Origin of the sequence: Photobacterium kishitanii, from assembly GCF_000613045.3 — a bacterium.
Classification (GTDB): Bacteria; Pseudomonadota; Gammaproteobacteria; order Enterobacterales; family Vibrionaceae; genus Photobacterium; species Photobacterium kishitanii.
The window spans coordinates 994,221-1,016,028 of record NZ_LN794352.1 but is presented as its reverse complement, the minus strand read 5'-3'; the positions used below and the strand labels follow the sequence as shown (position 1 = coordinate 1,016,028).

The 21,808-nt window shown below is 36.7% G+C and carries 17 protein-coding genes and 1 pseudogene; 13 read left to right on the top strand and 5 right to left on the bottom strand.

Features of this window, described 5'->3' with window-relative positions:
- The first annotated feature begins 281 nt into the window (after positions 1 to 281).
- The 3 genes from PPBDW_RS05065 (at position 282) to PPBDW_RS05055 (ending at position 2,682) form a co-directional block, all read left to right on the top strand.
- Positions 282 to 1,013, top strand: coding sequence for a nucleoside recognition domain-containing protein (locus PPBDW_RS05065; RefSeq protein WP_036793805.1), 732 nt, complete (start codon positions 282 to 284; stop codon positions 1,011 to 1,013).
- Complete coding sequence (locus tag PPBDW_RS05060; RefSeq protein WP_036793804.1) at positions 1,013 to 1,474, top strand: YjiG family protein; 462 nt, start codon at positions 1,013 to 1,015, stop codon at positions 1,472 to 1,474. The genes PPBDW_RS05065 and PPBDW_RS05060 overlap by 1 nt, the downstream gene beginning before the upstream one ends.
- Positions 1,475 to 1,560: 86 nt before the next feature.
- Complete coding sequence (locus PPBDW_RS05055; protein WP_036793802.1) at positions 1,561 to 2,682, top strand: M20 family metallopeptidase; 1,122 nt, start codon at positions 1,561 to 1,563, stop codon at positions 2,680 to 2,682.
- A gap of 142 nt (positions 2,683 to 2,824) precedes the next feature.
- Here PPBDW_RS05055 and PPBDW_RS05050 read toward each other — a convergent pair whose 3' ends face one another.
- Positions 2,825 to 3,193, bottom strand: a complete 369-nt coding sequence (locus PPBDW_RS05050) for a nitrous oxide-stimulated promoter family protein (protein ID WP_036796285.1) — start codon at positions 3,191 to 3,193, stop codon at positions 2,825 to 2,827.
- A 298-nt stretch (positions 3,194 to 3,491) separates the two neighbouring features.
- On the bottom strand, positions 3,492 to 4,505 hold the full coding sequence (gene yejK, locus PPBDW_RS05045) for a nucleoid-associated protein YejK (RefSeq protein WP_036793800.1): 1,014 nt from the start codon (positions 4,503 to 4,505) through the stop codon (positions 3,492 to 3,494).
- A gap of 76 nt (positions 4,506 to 4,581) precedes the next feature.
- Here yejK and PPBDW_RS05040 point away from each other — a divergent pair, with 76 nt between their 5' ends.
- Together PPBDW_RS05040 and PPBDW_RS05035 are read left to right on the top strand one after the other, a co-directional pair.
- A complete protein-coding gene (locus tag PPBDW_RS05040; protein ID WP_036793798.1) occupies positions 4,582 to 4,800 on the top strand; it encodes a YejL family protein in 219 nt (72 codons plus the stop codon).
- A gap of 54 nt (positions 4,801 to 4,854) precedes the next feature.
- Positions 4,855 to 6,723: a DUF3413 domain-containing protein gene (locus tag PPBDW_RS05035; RefSeq protein WP_036793796.1), complete on the top strand. Its 1,869-nt coding sequence runs from the start codon at positions 4,855 to 4,857 to the stop codon at positions 6,721 to 6,723.
- 76 nt (positions 6,724 to 6,799) lie between these two features.
- On the opposite strand, the gene PPBDW_RS05030 is transcribed toward PPBDW_RS05035, so the two are convergent.
- On the bottom strand, positions 6,800 to 7,066 hold the full coding sequence (locus tag PPBDW_RS05030; protein WP_036793794.1) for a hypothetical protein: 267 nt from the start codon (positions 7,064 to 7,066) through the stop codon (positions 6,800 to 6,802).
- A gap of 253 nt (positions 7,067 to 7,319) precedes the next feature.
- Between PPBDW_RS05030 and PPBDW_RS05025 the strand changes: the two genes are divergently transcribed.
- The 3 genes from PPBDW_RS05025 (at position 7,320) to PPBDW_RS05015 (ending at position 9,809) form a co-directional block, all read left to right on the top strand.
- Complete coding sequence (locus PPBDW_RS05025) at positions 7,320 to 8,933, top strand: GGDEF domain-containing protein (RefSeq protein WP_036793792.1); 1,614 nt, start codon at positions 7,320 to 7,322, stop codon at positions 8,931 to 8,933.
- 102 nt (positions 8,934 to 9,035) lie between these two features.
- Positions 9,036 to 9,584, top strand: coding sequence for a DUF2975 domain-containing protein (locus PPBDW_RS05020; protein ID WP_036793790.1), 549 nt, complete (start codon positions 9,036 to 9,038; stop codon positions 9,582 to 9,584).
- A gap of 9 nt (positions 9,585 to 9,593) precedes the next feature.
- The gene (locus PPBDW_RS05015) at positions 9,594 to 9,809 is read left to right on the top strand and encodes a helix-turn-helix domain-containing protein (RefSeq protein ID WP_036793789.1); all 216 of its coding nucleotides are present in this window, start codon (positions 9,594 to 9,596) and stop codon (positions 9,807 to 9,809) included.
- A 98-nt stretch (positions 9,810 to 9,907) separates the two neighbouring features.
- Here the strand turns inward: PPBDW_RS05015 and PPBDW_RS05010 are convergent.
- Positions 9,908 to 11,545, bottom strand: a pseudogene (locus PPBDW_RS05010) (DNA topoisomerase III); the annotation flags it as partial.
- Positions 11,546 to 11,623: 78 nt separating this feature from the next.
- On the opposite strand from PPBDW_RS05010, the gene PPBDW_RS05005 reads away from it, so the two are divergent.
- The 5 genes from PPBDW_RS05005 (at position 11,624) to PPBDW_RS04985 (ending at position 18,112) form a co-directional block, all read left to right on the top strand.
- Positions 11,624 to 13,063, top strand: coding sequence for a site-specific integrase (locus PPBDW_RS05005; protein WP_054261989.1), 1,440 nt, complete (start codon positions 11,624 to 11,626; stop codon positions 13,061 to 13,063).
- Positions 13,063 to 14,847: a hypothetical protein gene (locus tag PPBDW_RS05000; protein WP_036793787.1), complete on the top strand. Its 1,785-nt coding sequence runs from the start codon at positions 13,063 to 13,065 to the stop codon at positions 14,845 to 14,847. Before PPBDW_RS05005 ends, PPBDW_RS05000 begins: the two co-directional genes overlap by 1 nt.
- Positions 14,844 to 16,886 (top strand): hypothetical protein, encoded by a 2,043-nt coding sequence (locus PPBDW_RS04995; RefSeq protein WP_036793786.1) that lies wholly within the window; start codon positions 14,844 to 14,846, stop codon positions 16,884 to 16,886. The genes PPBDW_RS05000 and PPBDW_RS04995 overlap by 4 nt, the downstream gene beginning before the upstream one ends.
- Positions 16,876 to 17,268: a hypothetical protein gene (locus tag PPBDW_RS04990; protein WP_054261988.1), complete on the top strand. Its 393-nt coding sequence runs from the start codon at positions 16,876 to 16,878 to the stop codon at positions 17,266 to 17,268. Before PPBDW_RS04995 ends, PPBDW_RS04990 begins: the two co-directional genes overlap by 11 nt.
- A 565-nt stretch (positions 17,269 to 17,833) precedes the next feature.
- Positions 17,834 to 18,112 carry a hypothetical protein gene (locus PPBDW_RS04985; RefSeq protein WP_036793785.1) on the top strand — a complete coding sequence of 93 codons (279 nt, stop codon included), beginning with the start codon at positions 17,834 to 17,836 and terminating at the stop codon, positions 18,110 to 18,112.
- A gap of 439 nt (positions 18,113 to 18,551) precedes the next feature.
- On the opposite strand, the gene PPBDW_RS04980 is transcribed toward PPBDW_RS04985, so the two are convergent.
- The gene (locus PPBDW_RS04980) at positions 18,552 to 21,806 is read right to left on the bottom strand and encodes a type I restriction endonuclease subunit R (RefSeq protein ID WP_036793784.1); all 3,255 of its coding nucleotides are present in this window, start codon (positions 21,804 to 21,806) and stop codon (positions 18,552 to 18,554) included.
- Positions 21,807 to 21,808 lie beyond the last annotated feature (2 nt).

Sequence of the window (21,808 nt, the reverse complement as noted above, 5' to 3'; positions counted from 1 at the left end):
TAAATACCAGTAACTCCCTTCACTGACTCATTCATAGCAGGTATAGATTGACCCAAAATATCGGCCAATATCGATATCGGTCACAAATACGAAACTTCGATTTCATCAAACTAACTTTTCAATCCAAGACCTTGACCCCAATCAATATTGCAAATTCATTTTTAATGAAAATACCGCTATTACCGAATTAATCACTACACGCACAATTTGAAAACATAGCCACAAAATAATCATCGGCATTCATTTGGTGAAACCATTTTTTATTTTATAAGGATATATCTATGAGCAACAACGCAATAGAAGGTCGTAAAGTTACCATTGGCAGCTACCTTGCCCTCGCTTTTGCTGTCATTTTCTTTTCAGGGGCGCTGCAATCTAATCAATGGTATGGCGTATTTGACTTCACGACGCTAAACGGATCATTTGGTAATGTGGTTTATTCGGTAAACGATACTGCAGAAGGTGTTGAAGCTGCTTCAACCTCATTTCGTGGTAAAGGCGGTAATGGTGCACGTGATGGCTTTATTTTTGCGTTAACGTTAATCCCAACCGTAATGTTTGCCTTAGGTATGATCAATGTACTTGAGCATTACGGTGCGCTAGATGCAGCTCGCAAATTATTAACCCCATTACTGCGCCCATTAATGGGTATTCCTGGTAACTCAGGCTTAGCCTTAATTGCATCGCTACAAAGTACCGATGCCGGAGCAGCAATGACCCGTCAATTAAATGATGAAGGTCATTTAACCAAACGAGAGACAGATATTTTCACCATGTTCCAATTCTCAGCGGGTGCTGCCATTGTTAACTTTTTCTCATCCGGTGCCGTGCTGTTCACATTAACCACAGCATCAGGTGAACCCGCAGTAAGTTCTTCTATCGGTCTTGCCGTTGCGATTATGTTTATCTTCAAATTTGTCGGGGCTAACATTTTCCGCGTGTATTTAAATATCACCGAAGGCAAAGAAAATAAAGACCCTAAACCAACGACTGCTGCTCAGGAAAACGCATAATGACTATTACAAAAAAACCAATGGTTACTGATATTTTTGTTGAAGGCGCAAAGAAAGGTTGGGTAATTGCAACAACCTCAACCGTTCCTAACGTATTAATGGCTTTCGTGATTATCAAAGCGCTGCAAATCACTGGCGCACTTGATGCTATGGGCACCCTATTTTCACCTATCATGGCGATATTTGGACTTCCTGGTGAAGCCGCAGCAGTATTGATTGGTGCATGGATGTCAATGGGCGGTGCTGTAGGCGTGGTAATTACTCTGTTTGACCAAGGTATTCTTACTGGCGAACACATTGCTATTCTAGCGCCTGCGATTTACTTAATGGGCTCACAGGTTCAATACATGGGTCGTATTATGGGTCCTATCCGTACTGAAGGTCGTTATATTCCAGTAATGATTGCAATTTCAGTACTCAATGCCTTTGCCGCAATGTTCGTAATGAATGTATTAGTGTAATAATTTAACGCACTACAACGTCTTAGTTGTAGTGCGTACTCTGTGTTTATTATCACTGAGCCATAAACAGCTCTGGAGTCATTAAAATGTCTTTTTCTCTTAATAATTATCTTGAAGAACTACGTCCTCTTATTAATCTCGATTGTGGCACATTAACCGTTGATGGCATCGAAGTCGTTGCTTCGATCATGGCACAAAAATACCTTGATTTAGGTTGGGATGTTAAACGTATTGATTGTGGTATTGCTGGCACGGGTTTAGAAGTACGTAATAAACCACAAGCAGATCATATTGATGTGATGCTCATTGGTCATATGGATACCGTTTTCCCTGTCGGTACTGCGGCAGCTCGCCCGATGACACACGATAATGAGCGTGCTTATGGCCCTGGTGTTTCAGATATGAAATCAGGCCTGTTAAGTGTTGTTTATGCACTGCGTGATCTTGATTCGACAACATTAGATACTTTATCTATTTGTGTGTGCATGAACCCAGATGAAGAAATAGGCTCACTGCACTCCGAATCATGGCTAAAAAGCGTTGCGATTAATGCTAAACATGTTTTAGTCGCAGAAGCAGCACGTGCTGATGGTTCATTGGTTAAAGCACGTAAAGGCATGGCACGTTACCGTCTAAACTTCCACGGTAAAGCAGCCCATGCAGGTAATGAACCACAAAATGGTCGCAGTGCTATCACTGAAATGGCACATTGGATTTTAGCGATCAACACGATGACTGATTTTGAATCAGGCACCACCTTAAATGCAGGTGTTGTAAGTGGCGGCGCTGGCGCAAATATTGTCCCTGATTTTGCAGAAGTAGTGGTTGATGTTCGTTTCTGGGATAACGATGAGTATGCAGCCGTTGATGCGAAAATTCGCGCATTAACAGAAACACCGTTTGTTGATGGTGTCGTTATCACTGCTGAGCGAGAAGCACATAAGCCGTCCATGACACCAAGCCCACAAACTAAAGTGTTAATGGCGCAAATAGAAGCAGTCGGTAAAGAATTAGGGATTGATATTACTTGGCAAGCTGTTGGTGGTGGTTCAGATGCAAACCTAACCGCAGTATTAGGTATTCCAACGCTTGATGGTTTAGGGCCTATTGGTGCTGGTTTTCATAGTGAAGATGAATGGTTAGATTTAGCATCTATTGAGCCTCGTATCCGTTTATTGCAACAAGTACTCGTGAAAATTGCTCAGTAATAACCAATAAAAAACATTAAAAAAGGCTGCATTTCTGCAGCCTTTTTCCTTTTAAATAATGCTCATAGCATTACCAAAGGAAGGACAATCTATTTCAGTTGTTAGGTTAAATCAATATCGGTTTAACTCAATAAATAGAGATTTAACTCGTTTTTGCGATAATATTAGCTTTATCGGCTGACATTTGGACACTACGTAAATTGTCTAACTTAAATTGTATAGCCCGAAATGGATGACGCCAAAAATAACGCGGATATGTCCAGCGTAAAACATGGATCATCTGAAGACGCTTGGCAGATTGATAGCAATGCCCAATACAATGCATACAACTTGGCTTCTCTTCACCAAGACGACAACCTGTTACTCTCTCTTCAACATACTCGATAAGACTTTCACATTCAGAGCACATTACGGCTCCACGGTGCAACGTTTTACAATATAGGCGAATCATCGCTTTCACTGTATTCAGTTCACGCTGCGAACGAACTGAATGATTGTTAATAACTATCATAGTTGCGCCATTATCCATCCATCTTGCGCAGTGCCAATGATAAAGATCAAATTTACACCCAAATCAGAACCTAATGGGCAAAAATCATAATAGCGCTCATACTGATGGTTATTAATTACACTTTAATACATTGTTCGAATAAATTTAGAACAATGTACAAATAAACTTAAGCAATAATAATGTCAGTTGTTGATCACTAAATAACAAAAAGCCACCGTCAAATATACCTCATCACAGAGTGCATACTTCACAGTGGCCTTATAAGATCATCAATCACGCAGCTCATCAGCTGCTAGCATTAATTATCGCTATTTAAACGACGTAATAGCTGGTCTTTCAAATTAGGTGGCGTACCTTTAATCGTCAGAGTATCGGTTTCCGCATCATAGAAAATACGCTCACCTAACAGCATGCTGTCAAAATTAAGCGTCATACCACCGCCAGAACCAACAAACTTGGTCAATTTACGCATTGCTGTACGATCAGCTGGAAAACTTTCTTCTAATTCATAACCTTGTTTAGAGGTAAAATCATAGAAATTAGTGCCATCATCAGCAGCGGGTAGTTCACCAGACAATTCTTTTACAGTAACTTCATCACCCGCTTGAAGTTGGCCATTACAATAGTCATAAACTTGTTTACGATATTGCTGCTTTTCTTCTTTATCTAAGCGCGAATCTGCACAGAAATCTTCTACTGCTTGCATCAGTACTTGGTTCTGAACTTTTACGTCTAAACCTACTTCCGCTTGCATAAAATCAAGGAAGAAATCAGCAATTTTACGGCCAACTCGTCCTTTAGCAAAAGTTAGGTAGCGTGTTGATTCAGGATTAGTTTCCCATGATGACAAATCAATCCGCGCCACAATATCCATCTTATTAATATCAAGATAATCGGTAGCGCTAATGCCTAGCTGATCGGTCACTTTCATACTGTGGCAAGTCGGTAACATACCAATAAACAAATAATCGGTCGCTAATGACTGATATTCAGCCATCACTAATGTACCCGCTTCAGCAAACGGATATTTTGCTAATTCAGCTTGTAAACGTTGCACTGACTGGTTAGAAAATGTCAGGAAATCTAGCTCTCCTTGACGGAATTGTTTTAACCAGTGCGCAAACTCACTATCTACAGCAAAATGAGCAAAGCCTTTTGTGCCCTTACTGCTATAAATTCGATGTAATTCAGCAACGAGATCCTCAGTCGCAGAATCATTATCAAGGGTTTGATTTCTAAGATGAATTTCTAGCTCATCTTGGTCGTTTTTTACTAATTGGTGTAGAATGACGTTCGAAAGTGTAAGACTCATAATGGAAAAGGTTTTCAGGAAAACTGAACTCTAGGTTATCATAAGTCGTTATCCTAAACATTAAACAAGATTTCTTATGCCAATTACCTCAAAATACAGCACTAAAAAAGTTGAACAAATCATTGATGATGTGTTCGATGTTCTTGACAAACATAATACATCACCAGAATTAGCCCTTATGGTTGTTGGTGATATTGCTACTAATATTATCAATGCTAATGTGCCTGTTGCACAACGTGAAGTTCTTGCACAAAAATTTGCAAAAGCACTACAGGCCTCAATTAAAAAAGATTAAGTTTGACTTGTTAAAGTTAGACATAGCATTGAAGACTGAGAAGAATTGACATTTATGGTCGCCAGCACATACAAAGACAAAGTTTCCCAGCTTATTAGTTGGGGACACTGGTTTAGCTTTTTCAATATCATCGCTGCCATGCTACTTGGCACGCGTTATATTATCTATTCAGAATGGCCGACGACAACGATCGGACAACTGTATCTAGGATTAAGCTGGATCGGACATTTTGGTTTTCTTGTCTTTGGTATTTATATACTAATCCTCTTTCCTGCAAGTTTTCTTATCCCTTCACAGCGCTTAATGCGAGTGTTTGCGGTATTAGTTTCAACCGTAGGACTGACCACGCTACTGCTCGATACTTATGCATACCAAAGTGTTGACTTACATTTAAGTCCACTGGTATGGGATTTATTATTAAGTGGCGAAAAAACAGAGTTAAATACACGCTGGCAATACCTCTTTATTGTCGTTCCCGTCATATTCCTCATAGAGATGATATTCTCAGAATGGATCTGGCGTAAACTTAGAAAGCTAACCCGTAAGAATGTTGGTGGCCCTATCGCTATCATGTTTGGCTTATGCTTTCTAAGTAGCCACATTATTTATATCTGGGCGGATGCTAATCTTTATCGCCCAGTTACAATGCAGCGCTCAAATTTTCCATTGTCGTACCCTATGACAGCAAAAACCTTTATGGAAAAACATGGCCTATTAGATCGTCAAGAATATGCCAAGCGTCAAGTCCAGCAAGGTATTAATAATAGTGAAATGATGCGCTACCCAATTGATAAAATTAGTTTTATTGATAAAGGAACCAAGCAAAATCTGATGATTATTATGGTCGATAGTTTACGTAGCGATATGGTAAACACCGACACGATGCCGAACCTTACCGCTTTTGCTAATAATAATATTAATTTTACTGATAACTACAGTACCAGTAATAATAATAGCGGTGTGTTTGGCTTACTGTATGGTCTGCCTAGTGGATATGCCAACAGTATTCGAGCAGAAAGTAAATCACCATTACTATTAGACACTTTGCAAAATCGTGACTATCACTTTGGTTTATTTAGTGGCGAAGGTTTCGAACAGCCAATTTATCGCGATGCTATTTTTTCTAAAACTCAACTGGCCACAATTGATAACCTCGATAACGGCAAACGCACACCGAGCGATCGCTTAGCCTTTAATGATTGGCACCGTTGGCTAGAAAAACAAAAAGTTAATGACCCATGGTTTAGCTTGCTTGAACTAACGTCAGTTGACCAATATGAAGAAAGTAGTGATTACCCAACCAAATTCACACCATCTTTGGGCAGTAATCTACTCCATGATAAAAAAGTAAATTCCAGTATATTACTCAAAAATAGCTACCGTAATGCGGCTTATCATATTGACGGTATTTTAGGTAAGGTGTTTGCACAGCTAAAAGCTCAAGGCATGATGGATAATACGATTATCGTTGTGACCTCAAATCATGGCACTGAGTTTAATGAAACGGGTAATAATAGTTGGGGTTCTGACAGCAATTACAGCCAATATCAAATAAAAGTACCAATGATTATTCATTGGCCACAGCATGAGGCTCAAGTTGTAACCCGTCCTACGAGTAATCTTGATTTAGTACCAACATTGATGGAATCATTATTCAATGTCGCTTCTAAACCATCAAATTACAGTTCAGGAATTAGTCTGTTTGATAATGACAGTGATCGCCGTTGGATCTTAGCTGGTAATAATAATGATATTGTTGTGATTCAAAAAGGTACCACAACTGTCGTCGATAAATATGGTAACTATCGTGTTTATAATGATAACTATCAATTAATGGATCAAGATAAGCCTAAGCTTTCAACATTAATGCAAGTTATGCACGAGTTAAAACGTTTTTACGTACCTAATAGTAATAACGATTAATCGCTAATAGTATTTATCAAAAAAGCAGCTTTCGAGCTGCTTTTTATTTATCAGGGCTAATTAAAGGCTATCTAAATTAAAGATAGTTATCACGATCAGCATAGCAATGTTCAAATCCATCCTGCCAGCCTCGGCGATATTTATTCACTGTTATTGAGCGTTCAGGATCACGTCGAAACCCTTCTTGATGAGTGGTACCTGCCACAGAGCGGCTATAGCAACCATCTTGATAACCATCGAGATAAGCTCGTTCAAAACCCAGTTCAGCTAATTGTTGATGGCGACTACTACACCCGCTCAATAGACTAAGATAAATCATCACCATTAATATTGTTATCTTCATCTTCGCGCCCCCTTATATAGCACGAATACTATGTCGCTCGATTTTGATTCAATATAATAAAAATAGGTAATTTCCATTAGACTAAACTGTAAAATTAATGGGAATAACGACTATAATTAATATGCGTCAGATCTCACTTTTTAGTGTAAAAAAGAAGATATCACTAACTTGTGGTATATATCCTGCTAATTTTTAAAGGAATAGTTAACAATAGCCACGCCACTCGCAAACAGACTCATGGAATAGAGTATTAATGAACGAACAGGTTGCACTTTTCTACCAAACAATCGCTAAACAATGTAGTAATGCTCACGGTCTCAGAACTATTTGTGAATTAATCTGCCGCAATCTTATTCAGTTTTTTAGCGTTAATCATCTCCAACTCATTATTAAATATAACAATGAGTGGAAATTATTATTAGATCTCAACTCAAAAGGGATCCAATATCATTTTCCGCCAATAGCAACAACGCAAAAAAATGAACACTACTATAAGAATATTCATTATTACGCTAATAAAACAACCGCTTCTATTGATATATTACCCAATTATCGCTATATCTTAATACCACTGAAACACCGCTCAGTCATTATTGGGCATCTGACCGTTGCGGTGTCATTAACATCTCATCTCGCCCCTAAACACCTCGCAATATTGGCATCATTACTTGCTACTGAAATTAAAACTGGCTTAGAAAAACAGACAAACAAGCATCATAACCTCAGTCTAATAAATACAGAAAAAGAATTACTCTCAACTAAAGAGCAGCAACAAGCTCTATTGAACCAACTCCAAAGTATGCATGATATTTCTTTTCAATTATGGCGCTGCAGTTCAATGAGAGACATGCTATTTATCGCTATTGATGAAGGTAAGAAACAACTTCATATCGATAGAATGGCTATTTTTTTATTTGATGAACAACAAAACATGCATGGGACATTTGGCACCGATATTCATGGTGAGACCGTGGATGAATTTTATTTTAGCTCACCTATTCCTAATCAATGGTATGCATCTAAAACGTTAAAAGATAAAGAATATATTGCGTTCCAAGAAAATACACCATTATTTCATGATTTAAAACAAATCGGCTTTGGTTGGAGTGCCTATATTGCTTTATGGGACGAAGATACTCCGATAGGATGGATTGCTTGTGATAATTTACTGACAGGACAACCCTTGCGTAATTATCACCACCAACTCCTAAAGCAATATGGTTTTATTGTTTCCCAACATATTTTGCGACTGCAAGCAGCAGATAACCTAATAAAACTCAATCATGATTTAGAACAACGCGTACAAAGTCGTACTGAAGCACTCAATAAAGCCAATGAACAACTGCAAAAATTATCGCGTATCGACTCTTTAACTAATATAGCTAATCGACGAGTATTTGATGAAACAGTCGTTACAGAATGGCGACGAGCGAGTCGACTCGCTCTGCCTGTATCATTACTTATACTCGATATTGATAACTTTAAAACTTATAACGATAAACTCGGCCATGCCGCCGGTGATCAATGCTTAAAAACCATTGCAACTGCGCTTTCGAAAGTTGAACGTCGAGCAGGAGCATTATTTGCACGCTATGGCGGTGAAGAGTTTGTACTCTTACTGCCAGGACAAGATCAACAAGCAGCTATTGAGAATGCAAAACGTCTGATTGATGCCATTCATCAACTGGCTCTGCCTTTTCCAAGTTTGACATCTGATGATAACCTCCCCGCGATTGTCACTATTAGTATTGGTGTTAGTACCGTTATCCCATCGAAAAAAACCACCTATTGTGATTTTTTCCAACAGGTGGATACCGCACTTTACCAAGCTAAAGCCGACGGTAAAAATTGTTATCGCGTACTTTAACTATAATATAAAACAATAAATTATCGATTAACGATAATTTATTATTGTAAATAATGATTCTATCCTCTATTCTAACCTTCTTAAATTAGAGGGATAATCTCAATGCAAAAGATTCAACAGCAAAGTCATAGAGTAAGAGTTCTATTACAACTATTATTAATTTTAACGCCTGTTTTAGTCGGTTATTTTTGGTTAACGGTTGAAACACCCTATGACTTTTTAAGAAATACCGGCATCGTACAAACATCTTTTGATATCAATCAATTAGCAGAAACACCATTAACATTAAGTACTCGCTTACTCGCAATGTTAACCAGCATGATCTATTGCTCGATAATTATGTATGCGTTGAAAATTCTAATCCAACTCTTCCGTAACTATGAAAATAGACAAATATTTACTTTGGAAAATGCAACTTGCTATCAAAAACTCGGCTATAGTGTTTTTTATTGGGTTGGAGGATCTATTTTCTATCAAGCATTAATGACACTTATATTAACTTTTAATAATCCGCCTAATCACCACATGATTGCGTTTGGCTTTGAAGGTATTGATTTTTTAACCTTATTAATAGGCGCGATTATTGTTATAATTTCGTGGATTATGAAAGAAGGTTATCTCCTCGCCGATGAACAAAATTACACCATTTAAGAGTTTATTATGACTATTGTTATTAATTTAGACGTAATAATGGCGAAAAGAAAAATACGCTTAAAAACATTAGCTCAAGCAATGGATATGACAGAAGCAAATTTATCTATACTGAAAAATGGAAAAGCGAAAGCGGTTCGATTTTCGACTCTTGATAAACTTTGCGAGACACTGAATTGTCAGCCAGCGGATATTCTTGAATTTCAAAAAAATGATGATAATTAATTTAGTATCTGATTTTTATAATAAATATCGCTTTAAGTCATAAAAAAGCAGCATTTAAGCTGCTTTTTTGTCGCCTCTAATTATCAATGAGATTATTGCTAACTCTTACTTTTTGGTACTGATTTCGTTTTAGCTGAGGCGCCTTTCTTGGCATAACTGCGCTTTTTAGCTCGCGGTTTAAATTCCGGTGAGGTTAGTGAGCGCAAACTTGGTGGTACTTCACTCACTTTTACCTGCTCCATCAATGCCGTTACTTGTTGTTCTAGTGCTGCCATAAACGGTTGATAGGCACATTTTCTCTCTGCCATATCATGCAGTTGGTGTTCCCAGTGGGCGGTCATATCAGGATAAGTTGATGTATTAGGTAGCGCATAAATCAATCCTTTACCTGCTTCAGAGGCGTGAATCGCTTTACCTTGACGTTGCAATAGCTGACGCTTAAACAACATTTCTAAAATTCCAGCACGAGTCGCTTCAGTGCCTAAACCATCGGTATCACGCAAAATTTTCTTAAGTGAGGCATCAGAGACAAAACGTGCGATGCCTGTCATTGCCTGTAATAGTGTCGCTTCCGTAAATGCTTTTGGTGGCTCAGTCATCTTATCTTTGATTTCACCGTCACGGCACACTAATACAGTCCCCTTATCTAACGGTGGTACTTTATCCGCTAAATCATTGTCCTCTTTTTTATCATCACGCCCAAGTAATGCTCGCCAACCCGGTGACATTAATTGTCGTCCTTTAGCGATAAATAGGCCATTAGCAATAGTGAACACTAACTTAGCATCTGCATATTCAGCCGCGGGGTAAAATTGCATTAAGTACTGCCGCGCAATTAACTGATATATTTTAACTTCATAGCCAGTTAATGCTGATGATGATTTAGGGGTAGGTATAATAGCGTGGTGGGCATCAACCTTTTTATCATTCCATGCTTTTGATTTTAAGGAAGTATTAGCATTATCTACCGCAGTTGCTAACTGATTATCTGTTGCTGCAATTGAGCGACACACATCATTCGCTTGTTTGAAATGATCTAACGGTAAATGACGGCTATCAGAACGAGGGTAAGTGATCACTTTATGTTTTTCATACAGTGACTGACAAGTCGATAAAACATCAGCCGCACTCATTCCAAACCGTTTAGCAGCATCAATCTGTAACGCTGACAAAGAGTATGGCAACGGCGGCGCTTGTTTCGTTTGCTTACGTTCAGATTCAGTCACTTCCGCTGGCTGGCCTTTAATACGTTCAACTACGTTTTCACACAATTTACGGTGTAGTACGCGTCCTTCTGAATCTTGAAATGGCTCACACGATTTACTCGGTTGCCATTTGGCATAAATAATCTGTTCGCCATAAGCGATAAGCGCCAGTACCTCATAAAAAGGTTTAGCGACAAAATTGGCAATTTCATCATCACGTCTGACAACTAACCCTAAAATTGGGGTTTGTACACGCCCAACGGATAGCACCCCTCGATAGCCACCCTTTTGACCTAATAAAGTATAAGCTCGAGTCATATTCATGCCATATAACCAGTCGGCACGTGAACGCGCTAATGCAGATACTGACAACGGAATAAAATCGCGGTTACTACGCATAGTTGCCAAGGCTTTTTTAACTGCGGCAGGGTTTAGATCAGAGATCAATAATCGTTGCGCAGATTCTTTTTTAGCTTTTGAGATTTTAACGTAATCAATCACTTCATCGACTAGCAATTGCCCTTCTCGATTAACATGTGATATGGAATATTGACCGATTACATGCATAAATTAAGATTGACACTATAATTTATAAAAAGGAAAACTTTTATGATTCTAGAAAAAAAAAGGCGAATAGTTTCAATAGAGAATTTTGCTTATCAAAGTAAAATTATAAGTTCAGATAAATTGATCTCTGAAACCCAACAAGGACTCCTAAAGGATTACAAATTTTATACTACACAGCAAATAGATGACTATTCAGTCGACGATGAACCTTTTTACTATTTTTCTGTATTACTAAATAATGATCGCTCCCCATGGTACGAAGCTAATCTGTTTTTATTACATATAGCCAATTCACCAGAATTTGAATATACGGCAGCAAAGATTGCTAGAAAAGCATCACAACTTTTAGACTATAAATTATGGTGTGAACAGAACAACATTAATATGTTTGATTTTACAGCCAGACGCCCTAAAAATAGACCAACCTATTGCTATTTTACATATCTACACGAAAGTGGTATTTCAGCTGGAAATCTAAATCAAAGAACATCTCTAATCTATAAGTTCACCCGATATTTTAGTAAAAAACACCAAATAGACACGAATAGAATCGATCAAGTCACAACTGCATTTATTCATTTTAAAAACAAACAGGGCTATTCAACTACACTCAAAGTTAACAAGCGAAAATTAACTAAGTCAGTACCTAAGTTATCTAAACATATAATAGGTAAAGTTATAGATGAAGGAGAATATTTACGTCCATTAATAAAATCGGAACAAGAATTACTTATTAATGCACTTAAAAATCCACGCTATAAAAATGACGAACAGTTGATTTTTAATATCGCAATAGATACAGGGGTTAGAAAACAAACAATATTAACGTTACGGTTAAAACACATAAAATTATTTACTAAAAATAATTTATCACCTGATGGTAGCTACAAGATATCAGCTGGTCCCGGCACAGGTATAGACACTAAATTTAATAAAATATTGACTATATCAATACCAGAGTCTCTAGGTGAGAAGTTAAAGATGTATGCGTTCAGTAAAATCGCGCAGCAGAGACGAGAAATTTTCACAAAAAGATTCGGAAACATATTCAAATATAAAGACGACATTTATCTTTTCTTATCCTCTAGAGGCGATTGCCGCTATATGGCAAAAAGTGATCCTAGATTCACAAAGACTAAGATACCTCCTACTGGAGGCTCAATTCAAACTATCGTAAAAAAACTATTCACATTTGATTTACCTGACACATTCCCCAAGGACTATACATTTCATTGGAACAGAGCCTCTTATGCATTTAATTATTATTTATTTCTAAAGCCTTTAGTTGATAACAATAAAATTTCACATCAAGACCTAATCGCATTTATTCAACATGCCCTTAGTCATGAACATCCTGAGACTACAGAAAAATATTTAAACTTATTCACTGATCATAAGAAATTATACGAAATGCAATCTCAATGGGAAAACAATTTTTTCAATCGCTCTATTTTTGATACATATTCCAATAGGATAATTTAATGGAAATGATATTGAGGAAAACTACAGTGCTTTCTATTGATGAATTTACTAAATTAGATGTTATGGACTTTTCAACATTAAGGTTACAGCACCCTACTAAGCCTAATACCGGACGTCCAATAGATCTTGGTGCAGTCGCTTATAGTGACAGACAAAGAACCTCAACTATTAGCTCAAAAGATGGTATTAACCCAACACTTGTTAACAAAGCTTCATATAGAAAAGAAAGGCTTTTCTGTATCTCAAATTTTGCCACGGAAATAGCAAATAAAAAGCCTGATGGTGTTAAAACTATCTTAAAAGAAATACTTCCAATATTTGATTGGATGGATATGAATAATCATGAAGATTTTCTAATTAGCCCACAACACTTCCGCGAAGCATATTTATCATATACAAATCATTTAATAGAAAGGCTAAAAGCTAAAATTAAACCGATCAAACCTCGAGTGGCTAAAGATAAACAGTGGATGTGTCGAAAACTGATCGGTATTGCGTTTCCAGATAACGTAAATTCGATCATTGCTGGAATTATCACTTTGAAAAGCACGGTTGAAAGACCAGAGCCCATATTAGATAGTTACCTCGGTGAATATTGGGATATTAATCTTGAAATATTCACGAAATTTTCAAATCAATGCTATTCAACATCAAATCTTTCACCTATACGTATAAAAACACATGCAGTCGATATCTACTACAGCCCACGCAGAGCTAAGACTAATATCCATTTATTAGAGAACTCACCACCAAATCCAAGAGATTCACATCGTATAAATTTAGCAATGAGAGCACAGTCTGCTTTCATTCAACTCTTTAGGATCCTAACAAAATGCAATAATGCCGAATTAAGAAAACTAGGATATTCAGAACTATTTACCAAAGAACGAGATAAATTATCTAAAGAGTTTTATGAAGTAAAGTTTAGAGCGAATAATCGCCCTATAGTATTACGCATAGAGAAAAACGGGTACAAAATATTTAAACAATTCTTAACATTAAGATCATGGATTTTAGATAATCAATCTTGTCAATTTCTATTTTTTTCACTTGGTCAAAATCATGCCGAAATACCACAGCAAATAAGCCGTCAACAAACAGATATACATCATAATTTTTTAAAAAAAGCCAAGTTTCTTCCTTCATCATCATCAGCACTGAAAGATCAGCAGATACGAAGCGCTAACACCCATTTCTTACGTAAAGCAGGTCATTCATCAAAGCACGTTGCGGATAATAACAATCATACAGTTGCAGTATCAGAAGCTATTTATTCCACGCCACCTATTGAACAACAAATTAGTGAGCTGGATAATTTTTGGAATGCTTGTGAAAATGCTATCAATACAATCGTGGAAACACGAACTAAACAAGACCAAATGAATACAATAATATCAGGGTCTTGTAGTACAAATAACGATATTCCTATATCGATAATCGATGAACCGCCTATAACCCCTGACTGTAACACTCCTCAGGGATGTCTATTTTGCATTTATTATGTTTGTCATGCCGATGAAGAAGATTTGAGAAAATTATTGAGCCTATTATTTGTCATTCAAATGATAATGGATAAAGCTATTGATTTTGAATTTGCAGATCAAACATATAGCTTATTGATAGTAAGAATTGAATATATTTTAGATAAAGTCAGCACAATCTCAACATTCCACAACAAGCTAGTAGATCAGCTCAAGATCGAAATCTTGAATGATGGAGTACTAACTGAATTTTGGGATCAGCGACTTGATTATTACGAAACAATGGGGCTAATTAATAAATGAAATCAACATACCAATCAATTTATTATCAATACATTATAAATAATAATTTACCTAAGATAGATACTTACCTCTTTAATAATAGTACAAAGAATATCATGCCAAATGATAATTTTGTATTGTGCCGTAATCAAAAGGGTGAAGCGACTGCTATTTATGGGAAAATGACGTGGAACTTTAAACCCTATGCAACATCAAAAAATGCTTCTTACATTTTTAATTTTAATTTTTTTAATGACAGCGCTGTATTGGAAAACAGTGAAAATTTATCTATTATTCATGATATAAAAAAAACATTATTTTTATTACTTTATTTTTTACCAGACGCTGGCAGAACAGGAACTATATCAGTAAAAATATTAGGTAATAGATTTCAAATTCTGAAGAGTATTGCACTGTACGCAAAAAACACACAAAATAAATTATCGCAAGGTAATATCACATTACGCGATATTCTATCAAATGAAATGCTCTTAATTGGCTACATTAATACATTATCCGAGCATAAGAAAAGTGAACTTTCCAATTTACTTGAAAACCTCCAACGAGTTGACCCAAAACATCTCGGATATAAATTAGTTCAATATCATAAAGCTAGACCAGATTCACAGCAAACGTCAATAATCCCTTTTCGTATCTACCTACAAACATTTTCCATATTAAAAGAGGAAGTCGATCGGTTTTGGACAATAAAAGACAACCTTACGAGATTAATCAAAGAATTTACTAATAAAGATGTAGGCAACAAAAAAATAACCCAAGAAAAACAAGGAAAAATTAACCATTTTCAGCCAGAACTAACAACTCTAATAATAAAACATAAGCTGAATGATTTTTTTAAAGGCGATTATTCCTTAAAGGATAAGCGTACCTTAATTACAGTACTCATTAATATTCAAATCACCTGTAAGTATTATATCCACCAATACACTGCGATGAGAGATAATGAAGTGCTACAAATAAGATATCAGTGCATTAACAAGATTGATCTCAATACCAAGAAAAAAGAACAATTAAACGATCTCTTACCTAAAAGGTTTATAAACGTTATTTCAAGTACAACTAAGTTAGCAGGTTATCATCAAAAAGTCGGTTGGCTAGCACCAGAAGCCATTAATAAGGGAATTGAAGTACTTCAAGCAATAACAAAGGGAATAGCTTTTTTATTAAATACCCCATTTAAAGATCTGCCTTTATTTCAAAACGTAAGCATTATTACGCGTGCTAAAAATAATTCTGAAGAGATATCTAATTTTGGTAAACATATACCTGTATGTTTGAAAAACATCGTGATAACAAAGGCGGATAGGCAAGAGTTAATAAATTCTGATCCCAATAGAACTTTTGATGAATTAGAATTTCAAGTCGGGCAATCTTGGAAATTTAAAAGCCATCAATTCAGGCGAAGTCTGGCCTTTTTTGGTGCTAATTCTAATCTAATATCTGAATCTACTGGTGCGGTACTTTTCAAACACCTTAATAATGAAATGCAGAGATACTATCGAAAAGGATTTAATAAAATAATTAGCGTTCTCGGATATTTAAATAAGGAAACAGGTGAAATTGAACTACCTAAAGATCATTTTATGATTGAATTTCAAACAGGAATATCTATCGAACAAGCCAGAGAAATCATTAACTTATTATTTAAAGATAATGATATTTTATATGGTAAGAAAGGTAGTTACATTGATAGACAAAGGGCAGATCTAAAAGGTGATGAAACAAAAATATTAAAGGAAAAAATCAGCACTCAACGTAAAGTCTTACAGGGAGAGCTTAGTTATAAAAAAACCCTATTAGGTGGGTGCATGAAGAACTCTCGATGTACTGATTATATGTTAGGAAACTTCACCGCATGCATTGACTGTGAAGACGCAGTTATTGAACCTAACAAGTTAAATCACGTAGTAAAAACGATGGAAAGTGAATTAACTAAATACGATGCTGAATCTGGTGAATATCAATTTACAAAATCTGAATTAGATAAATTGATTATTTTTCAAACTAAAGAAAAGGTTAAGTTAGATTATGACAAATAAGAGTGGTATTGAGCTTTGTAAACAAGCTTTTCAGCGTTTAAAAGCAGGTAAGCCTAATGATCAACGCTTAATAGGAAAACTGATAACACCGTCGCTCGTTTCACGAGAAGCTGGATTTGATAATGGCTATCTAAAACCTTTACGCCCAGCACACAGATCATTAGTCGATGAAATAAATCAATACAAAGAAAATGCGCAGGCTGGTAGTTTAAAATCACAAATAGCAGCACTAGAAAGCAAAGTTAAAAAATTAACGATTGAAAAAAATGAATATAAAAAAGAACGCGATAACGGGTTAATAAGAGAATTACAGCTATTCAAAGAGCTAAGTAAATTGCAGAAAATACTCAACGATAATGTTATCTCACTTAATAACAAATGATAGCTAAAGTTATCATTAACTTCATAACTAAAAGGTTAAGCTTACCCTCGTAATCCGCAGATAATATGACTTTGATATCATAACGCAAACTACATATACAAAATGCTGAATAATTACATTATTTGTCCATTATTCTATTCAAGCACTTCAATATATGCAATGAAAGATAGATTAGATTTTCTTTTCATCATTTCATGATGAATTATGGTGAAAATAAAAAAAATAAGACTCAAGCAACTGATAAATATTGCAAAAAAAACATAATATCAAATTCACTACATTAGTTTTTGTAAGGTTAGAGTAGAGCACCCTTGAAATTAGATCAATTTTTATATCAGCTCTACTAGAACCAAGTGAAAAATTCACCAATAGCCAGTAACACAAATAAGATTATTAATATTGGAGGATTTTAATGTATTAAAAATATAACATTAAAGGTAAATAATATACTTAATGTGATGTTTTTAATACATTAAACAATAAATGCTACGGGTTTTATTACTTTCAATATATAGAGTGAAGCGTTATAAATACCTATTATTCTATTATTGATGACGGTAATCGTATGATTAATCTAATAGTTCGTAGACAAAACAATGGTATTACATACATTTCAAAACTAGATTTCATTCTAGCCGTATCAAAAAAACTTGGAGAGAAACAAGCGGCTGTAATTTGGTCTAAATTTGAAAAAATAATGATCGGTTCAGCAATTCCAACGATTTTAGAATGCCCATTAGATCTCGCCATCTACCCTATTGATATGTATACAGCAACAAAACGCTTAGATCTGTCTATACGGTTTATAGATGATTCTGGTGTAGAAATTAGAGTTGTCAAATAGCTTGAGAACTTCTTTAGCCATGGCAAACTTCATCAAATATTGATGAAGTCGCCATCGACATGACATCTAACTCATCTAAAAGCCACTGCTATATAGTAAATATGATGCTTATCAACTTCGTTAACTTTTACTATCTTATCCCTTACTTTTTATCTTTAGTTGGCAAAGGCTAGTTCAATTGTAATATCATGAAGGTAAGCGTTATGTAGCCACACTTGAAAAGAGTTAAGACTGTAGTCCGTGAGGCACCTCGTAGCTAACAAGCTTTGGGGCATTTTTTAGTTAGCCGTCCTGACTAACTAAAAAGTGGACAATTATTAGCTACCTCATAATCACAAATAACACCTCAATACATGAGCATTTCTAATGATACATACGATTTCTAATTGAACTGATAGAAAAAAGGCAAGGTATCAAACCTTGCCTTTATACTTAAACCTTACTTATACCAACCGTCAGCCAATACTTCTGCTTGCTCAAGAATGAGCTTAATAGCTTCGTCTGCTTTATCTGGCGGGTACTTCCAGCGACGTAGCAGACGACGAACAAGGTTGCGCATTCTTGCTCGAACGCTTTCTCGTTTTTGCCAGTCTACTGTTGCTGACTTACGTAATTGTTGCGTTAACTCAATAGCTAGATTACGTAAAATATCATCCCCCAGTTCACGTACAGAGGCTTCATTCACCACTAACGCTCGATAGAAAGCGATTTCATCAGGAGAGAGGTTTAACCCAGATGCCATTTCGGCATCAGCAGCCATCTCTTTCGCCCACTTGATCAACTCTTCGATTACCTGAGCCGTTTCAATACTACGGTTATGATACTTTTGCAGTGTGGTCATAATGCGATCTGAATATTTCTTTTCTTGAACTACATCGTTCTTCATTCGTGCTTTAACTTCATCACGCAAAAGCTTTTCAAGTAGTTCAACCGCAAGGTTTTTCTCTTTCATGTTCTTCATGTCTTCCAAGAACTCATCAGAGAGTAAACCAATATTGGGTTTATCAAGCCCAACCATAGAGAATATATCATCTACACCATCAGCAATAATGGCATTATCCAGAATCTGCTTTAACGCACTATTTCGCTGTTCATCACTACGTTTTTTATCAACCGTTGAGTGTTTAACAAATGCCGTCTTAATTGCTGAATAAAAGGCTATTTCGTTTTTATAACCTTGAGTTTCATCCATCGTATTGCAAAGTGAAAAAGCTTTGGTCATCGCCGCCATTACATCTAAGAAACGACGCTTACCATCGCGTTCTTCTTTACCATTGTTATTGGTATGAGATAAACCCGATAAGTGGTTTACCGCGCCCGGTAACAAACGCAGAGCATTGGTTTCAAAATCAGGTCGATAGTTAAAGACATTTCCATCAACTGGCGTTGCAAACATACCTCGAACAATATCAATTTTTTCCATTAATACAGCAAAGGCTTCGGCGGTATCGACGGTTGGCTGTCCTTTACCTTGACTGCTGGTATAGGTTTTAAGGGCTTTTTTAAGCTCACTCGCAATACCAATATAATCAACAACCAAACCACCGGGTTTATCTTTGAAAACACGGTTAACACGGGCAATCGCCTGCATTAAGTTATGACCTTTCATTGGTTTGTCGATATACATGGTATGACAACATGGTGCATCAAAACCTGTTAGCCACATATCACGTACAATCACCAACTTCAGTTCATCGTTAGTGTCTTTATAACGTTTCTCAAATAGCTTTTTGGTCTTCTTATCATGAATATGGGGCTGCATCTTCGCTTTATCAGACGCTGATCCCGTCATTACTATTTTAATTGCGCCCTTATCGGGATCGTCATGATGCCATTCTGGTTTGATCGCAATAATTGCGTTATACAGATCGACACAAATCTCTCGGCTCATCGCTACAATCATAGCTTTGCCGGGAAATGTTTCAGTACGAGTGGTGAAATGTGTAACAAAATCTTGTGCCACTTGAGCAATGCGCGGTTCAGAACCAACCAACTTTTCTAATGTTGCCCATTGCGATTTAATTTTCTCACGAGTATCAGTTTCATCTTCCTCGCTAATTTCGTCGTCAACCAGATCATTAAGTTCTTCAATTTCATCTTGGTTGATGTTTAATTTTGCTAAGCGAGATTCATAATAGATGGGTACTGTTGCACCATCATCGACGGCATCTTGAATATCGTAAACAGAAACATACTCACCAAATACGCCACGGGTGTCTTTATCATCCATAGCAATGGGTGTGCCTGTAAAACCAATAAAAGATGCATTAGGCAGCGCATCACGCATGTATTTCGAATACCCAAACACATACTTAGAACCCGTAATATTGCCCTCAGCATCTTTTACGGAGACTAACTTAGATTTATTACCATATTGGCTGCGGTGTGCTTCATCTGATACCACAACAATATTGGCGCGTTCAGATAAAATAGGATGCTCTGTTTCTTCTGCTAATAACGCAAACTTCTGAATCGTGGTAAAAATAATCCCACCAGATTGACGACCTAATAACAGTTCTCGTAATTCATCTCTATCATCTGCTTGCTGAGGAATTTGCTTTAATGTGCCACTTGCCATACCAAAGGTATTAAACAGTTGGCTATCTAAATCATTTCGATCGGTCACAACAACAATGGTTGGGTTATTCATCGCAGGCTGTTGCAGCAGTTTACTGGCGTAACACACCATTGAAATACTCTTACCACTGCCTTGGGTATGCCAAACTACGCCTGCTTTGCCGCTACCAGCTTTGATCTTATCCAGTCCCTTCGTTGCTTGAACTTGATATTTTCCCATGCTTTCAGCCACCATAGGCAGATCAGCATCAGCCTGTTTAGCTTTCACCGTAGCCTCTACTGCCGCACGAACGGCATGGAATTGGTGATAACCCGCAATCTTCTTAATAATGCTGTCGTGGTCAGTTTCAAACAAAATAAAATAGCGAATGTAATCAAGCAATAAATCAGGTTTGAAGAAGCCGCGAACCATGGTTTCTAATTGAAACTCTAGCAATGGCTTATCATCTTCACCTGTTACGGTTTTCCATGGTAAGAAACGTTCTTTATTCGCCGTTAGAGAACCGACACGCGCTGTCCAACCATCACTGACTACCAAGGCTTCATTAAATACAAACAGGTCTGAGATTTCTTCTTTGTAGGTTTGAAGCTGGTTATACGCATTCCAAATATCAGCATGTTCATCGGCTGGATTTTTCAGTTCAATCACAGATATAGGTAAACCATTAATAAATACCACCACATCTGGGCGTCGATTGCCTTTTTTACCCGTAATAGTGAATTGATTAACTACCAAAAATTCGTTGTTATCAGGTTCGTTAAAATCCATCAAACGAGCGTGAGTATGCTTGGTTTTGGTTTCACCATCTTCAAACACGCTGTAATCAACAGGTACACCTTCGATCAGATATTTGTGAAATGCTTGGTTACTTTTAATCAGTACAGGCGTATCTGGCGTACTGACAGTATTTACAACCACACTTAGGCTGTCAGACGGTAAATCTGGATTGAGAATTTCTAACCGTTCAAGTAAGCGCTGTTTAAGCACAACTTGGTGATAATCATTACGCTCAGGCGAGTCACCATCAGGGGCAATGTCGTAGCCATTTTTATAGAGGTAGCCTTGGTCTGCAAACCAATCAAGGCAGAGCTGTTCTAGTTGGTCTTCTGTGATCATGA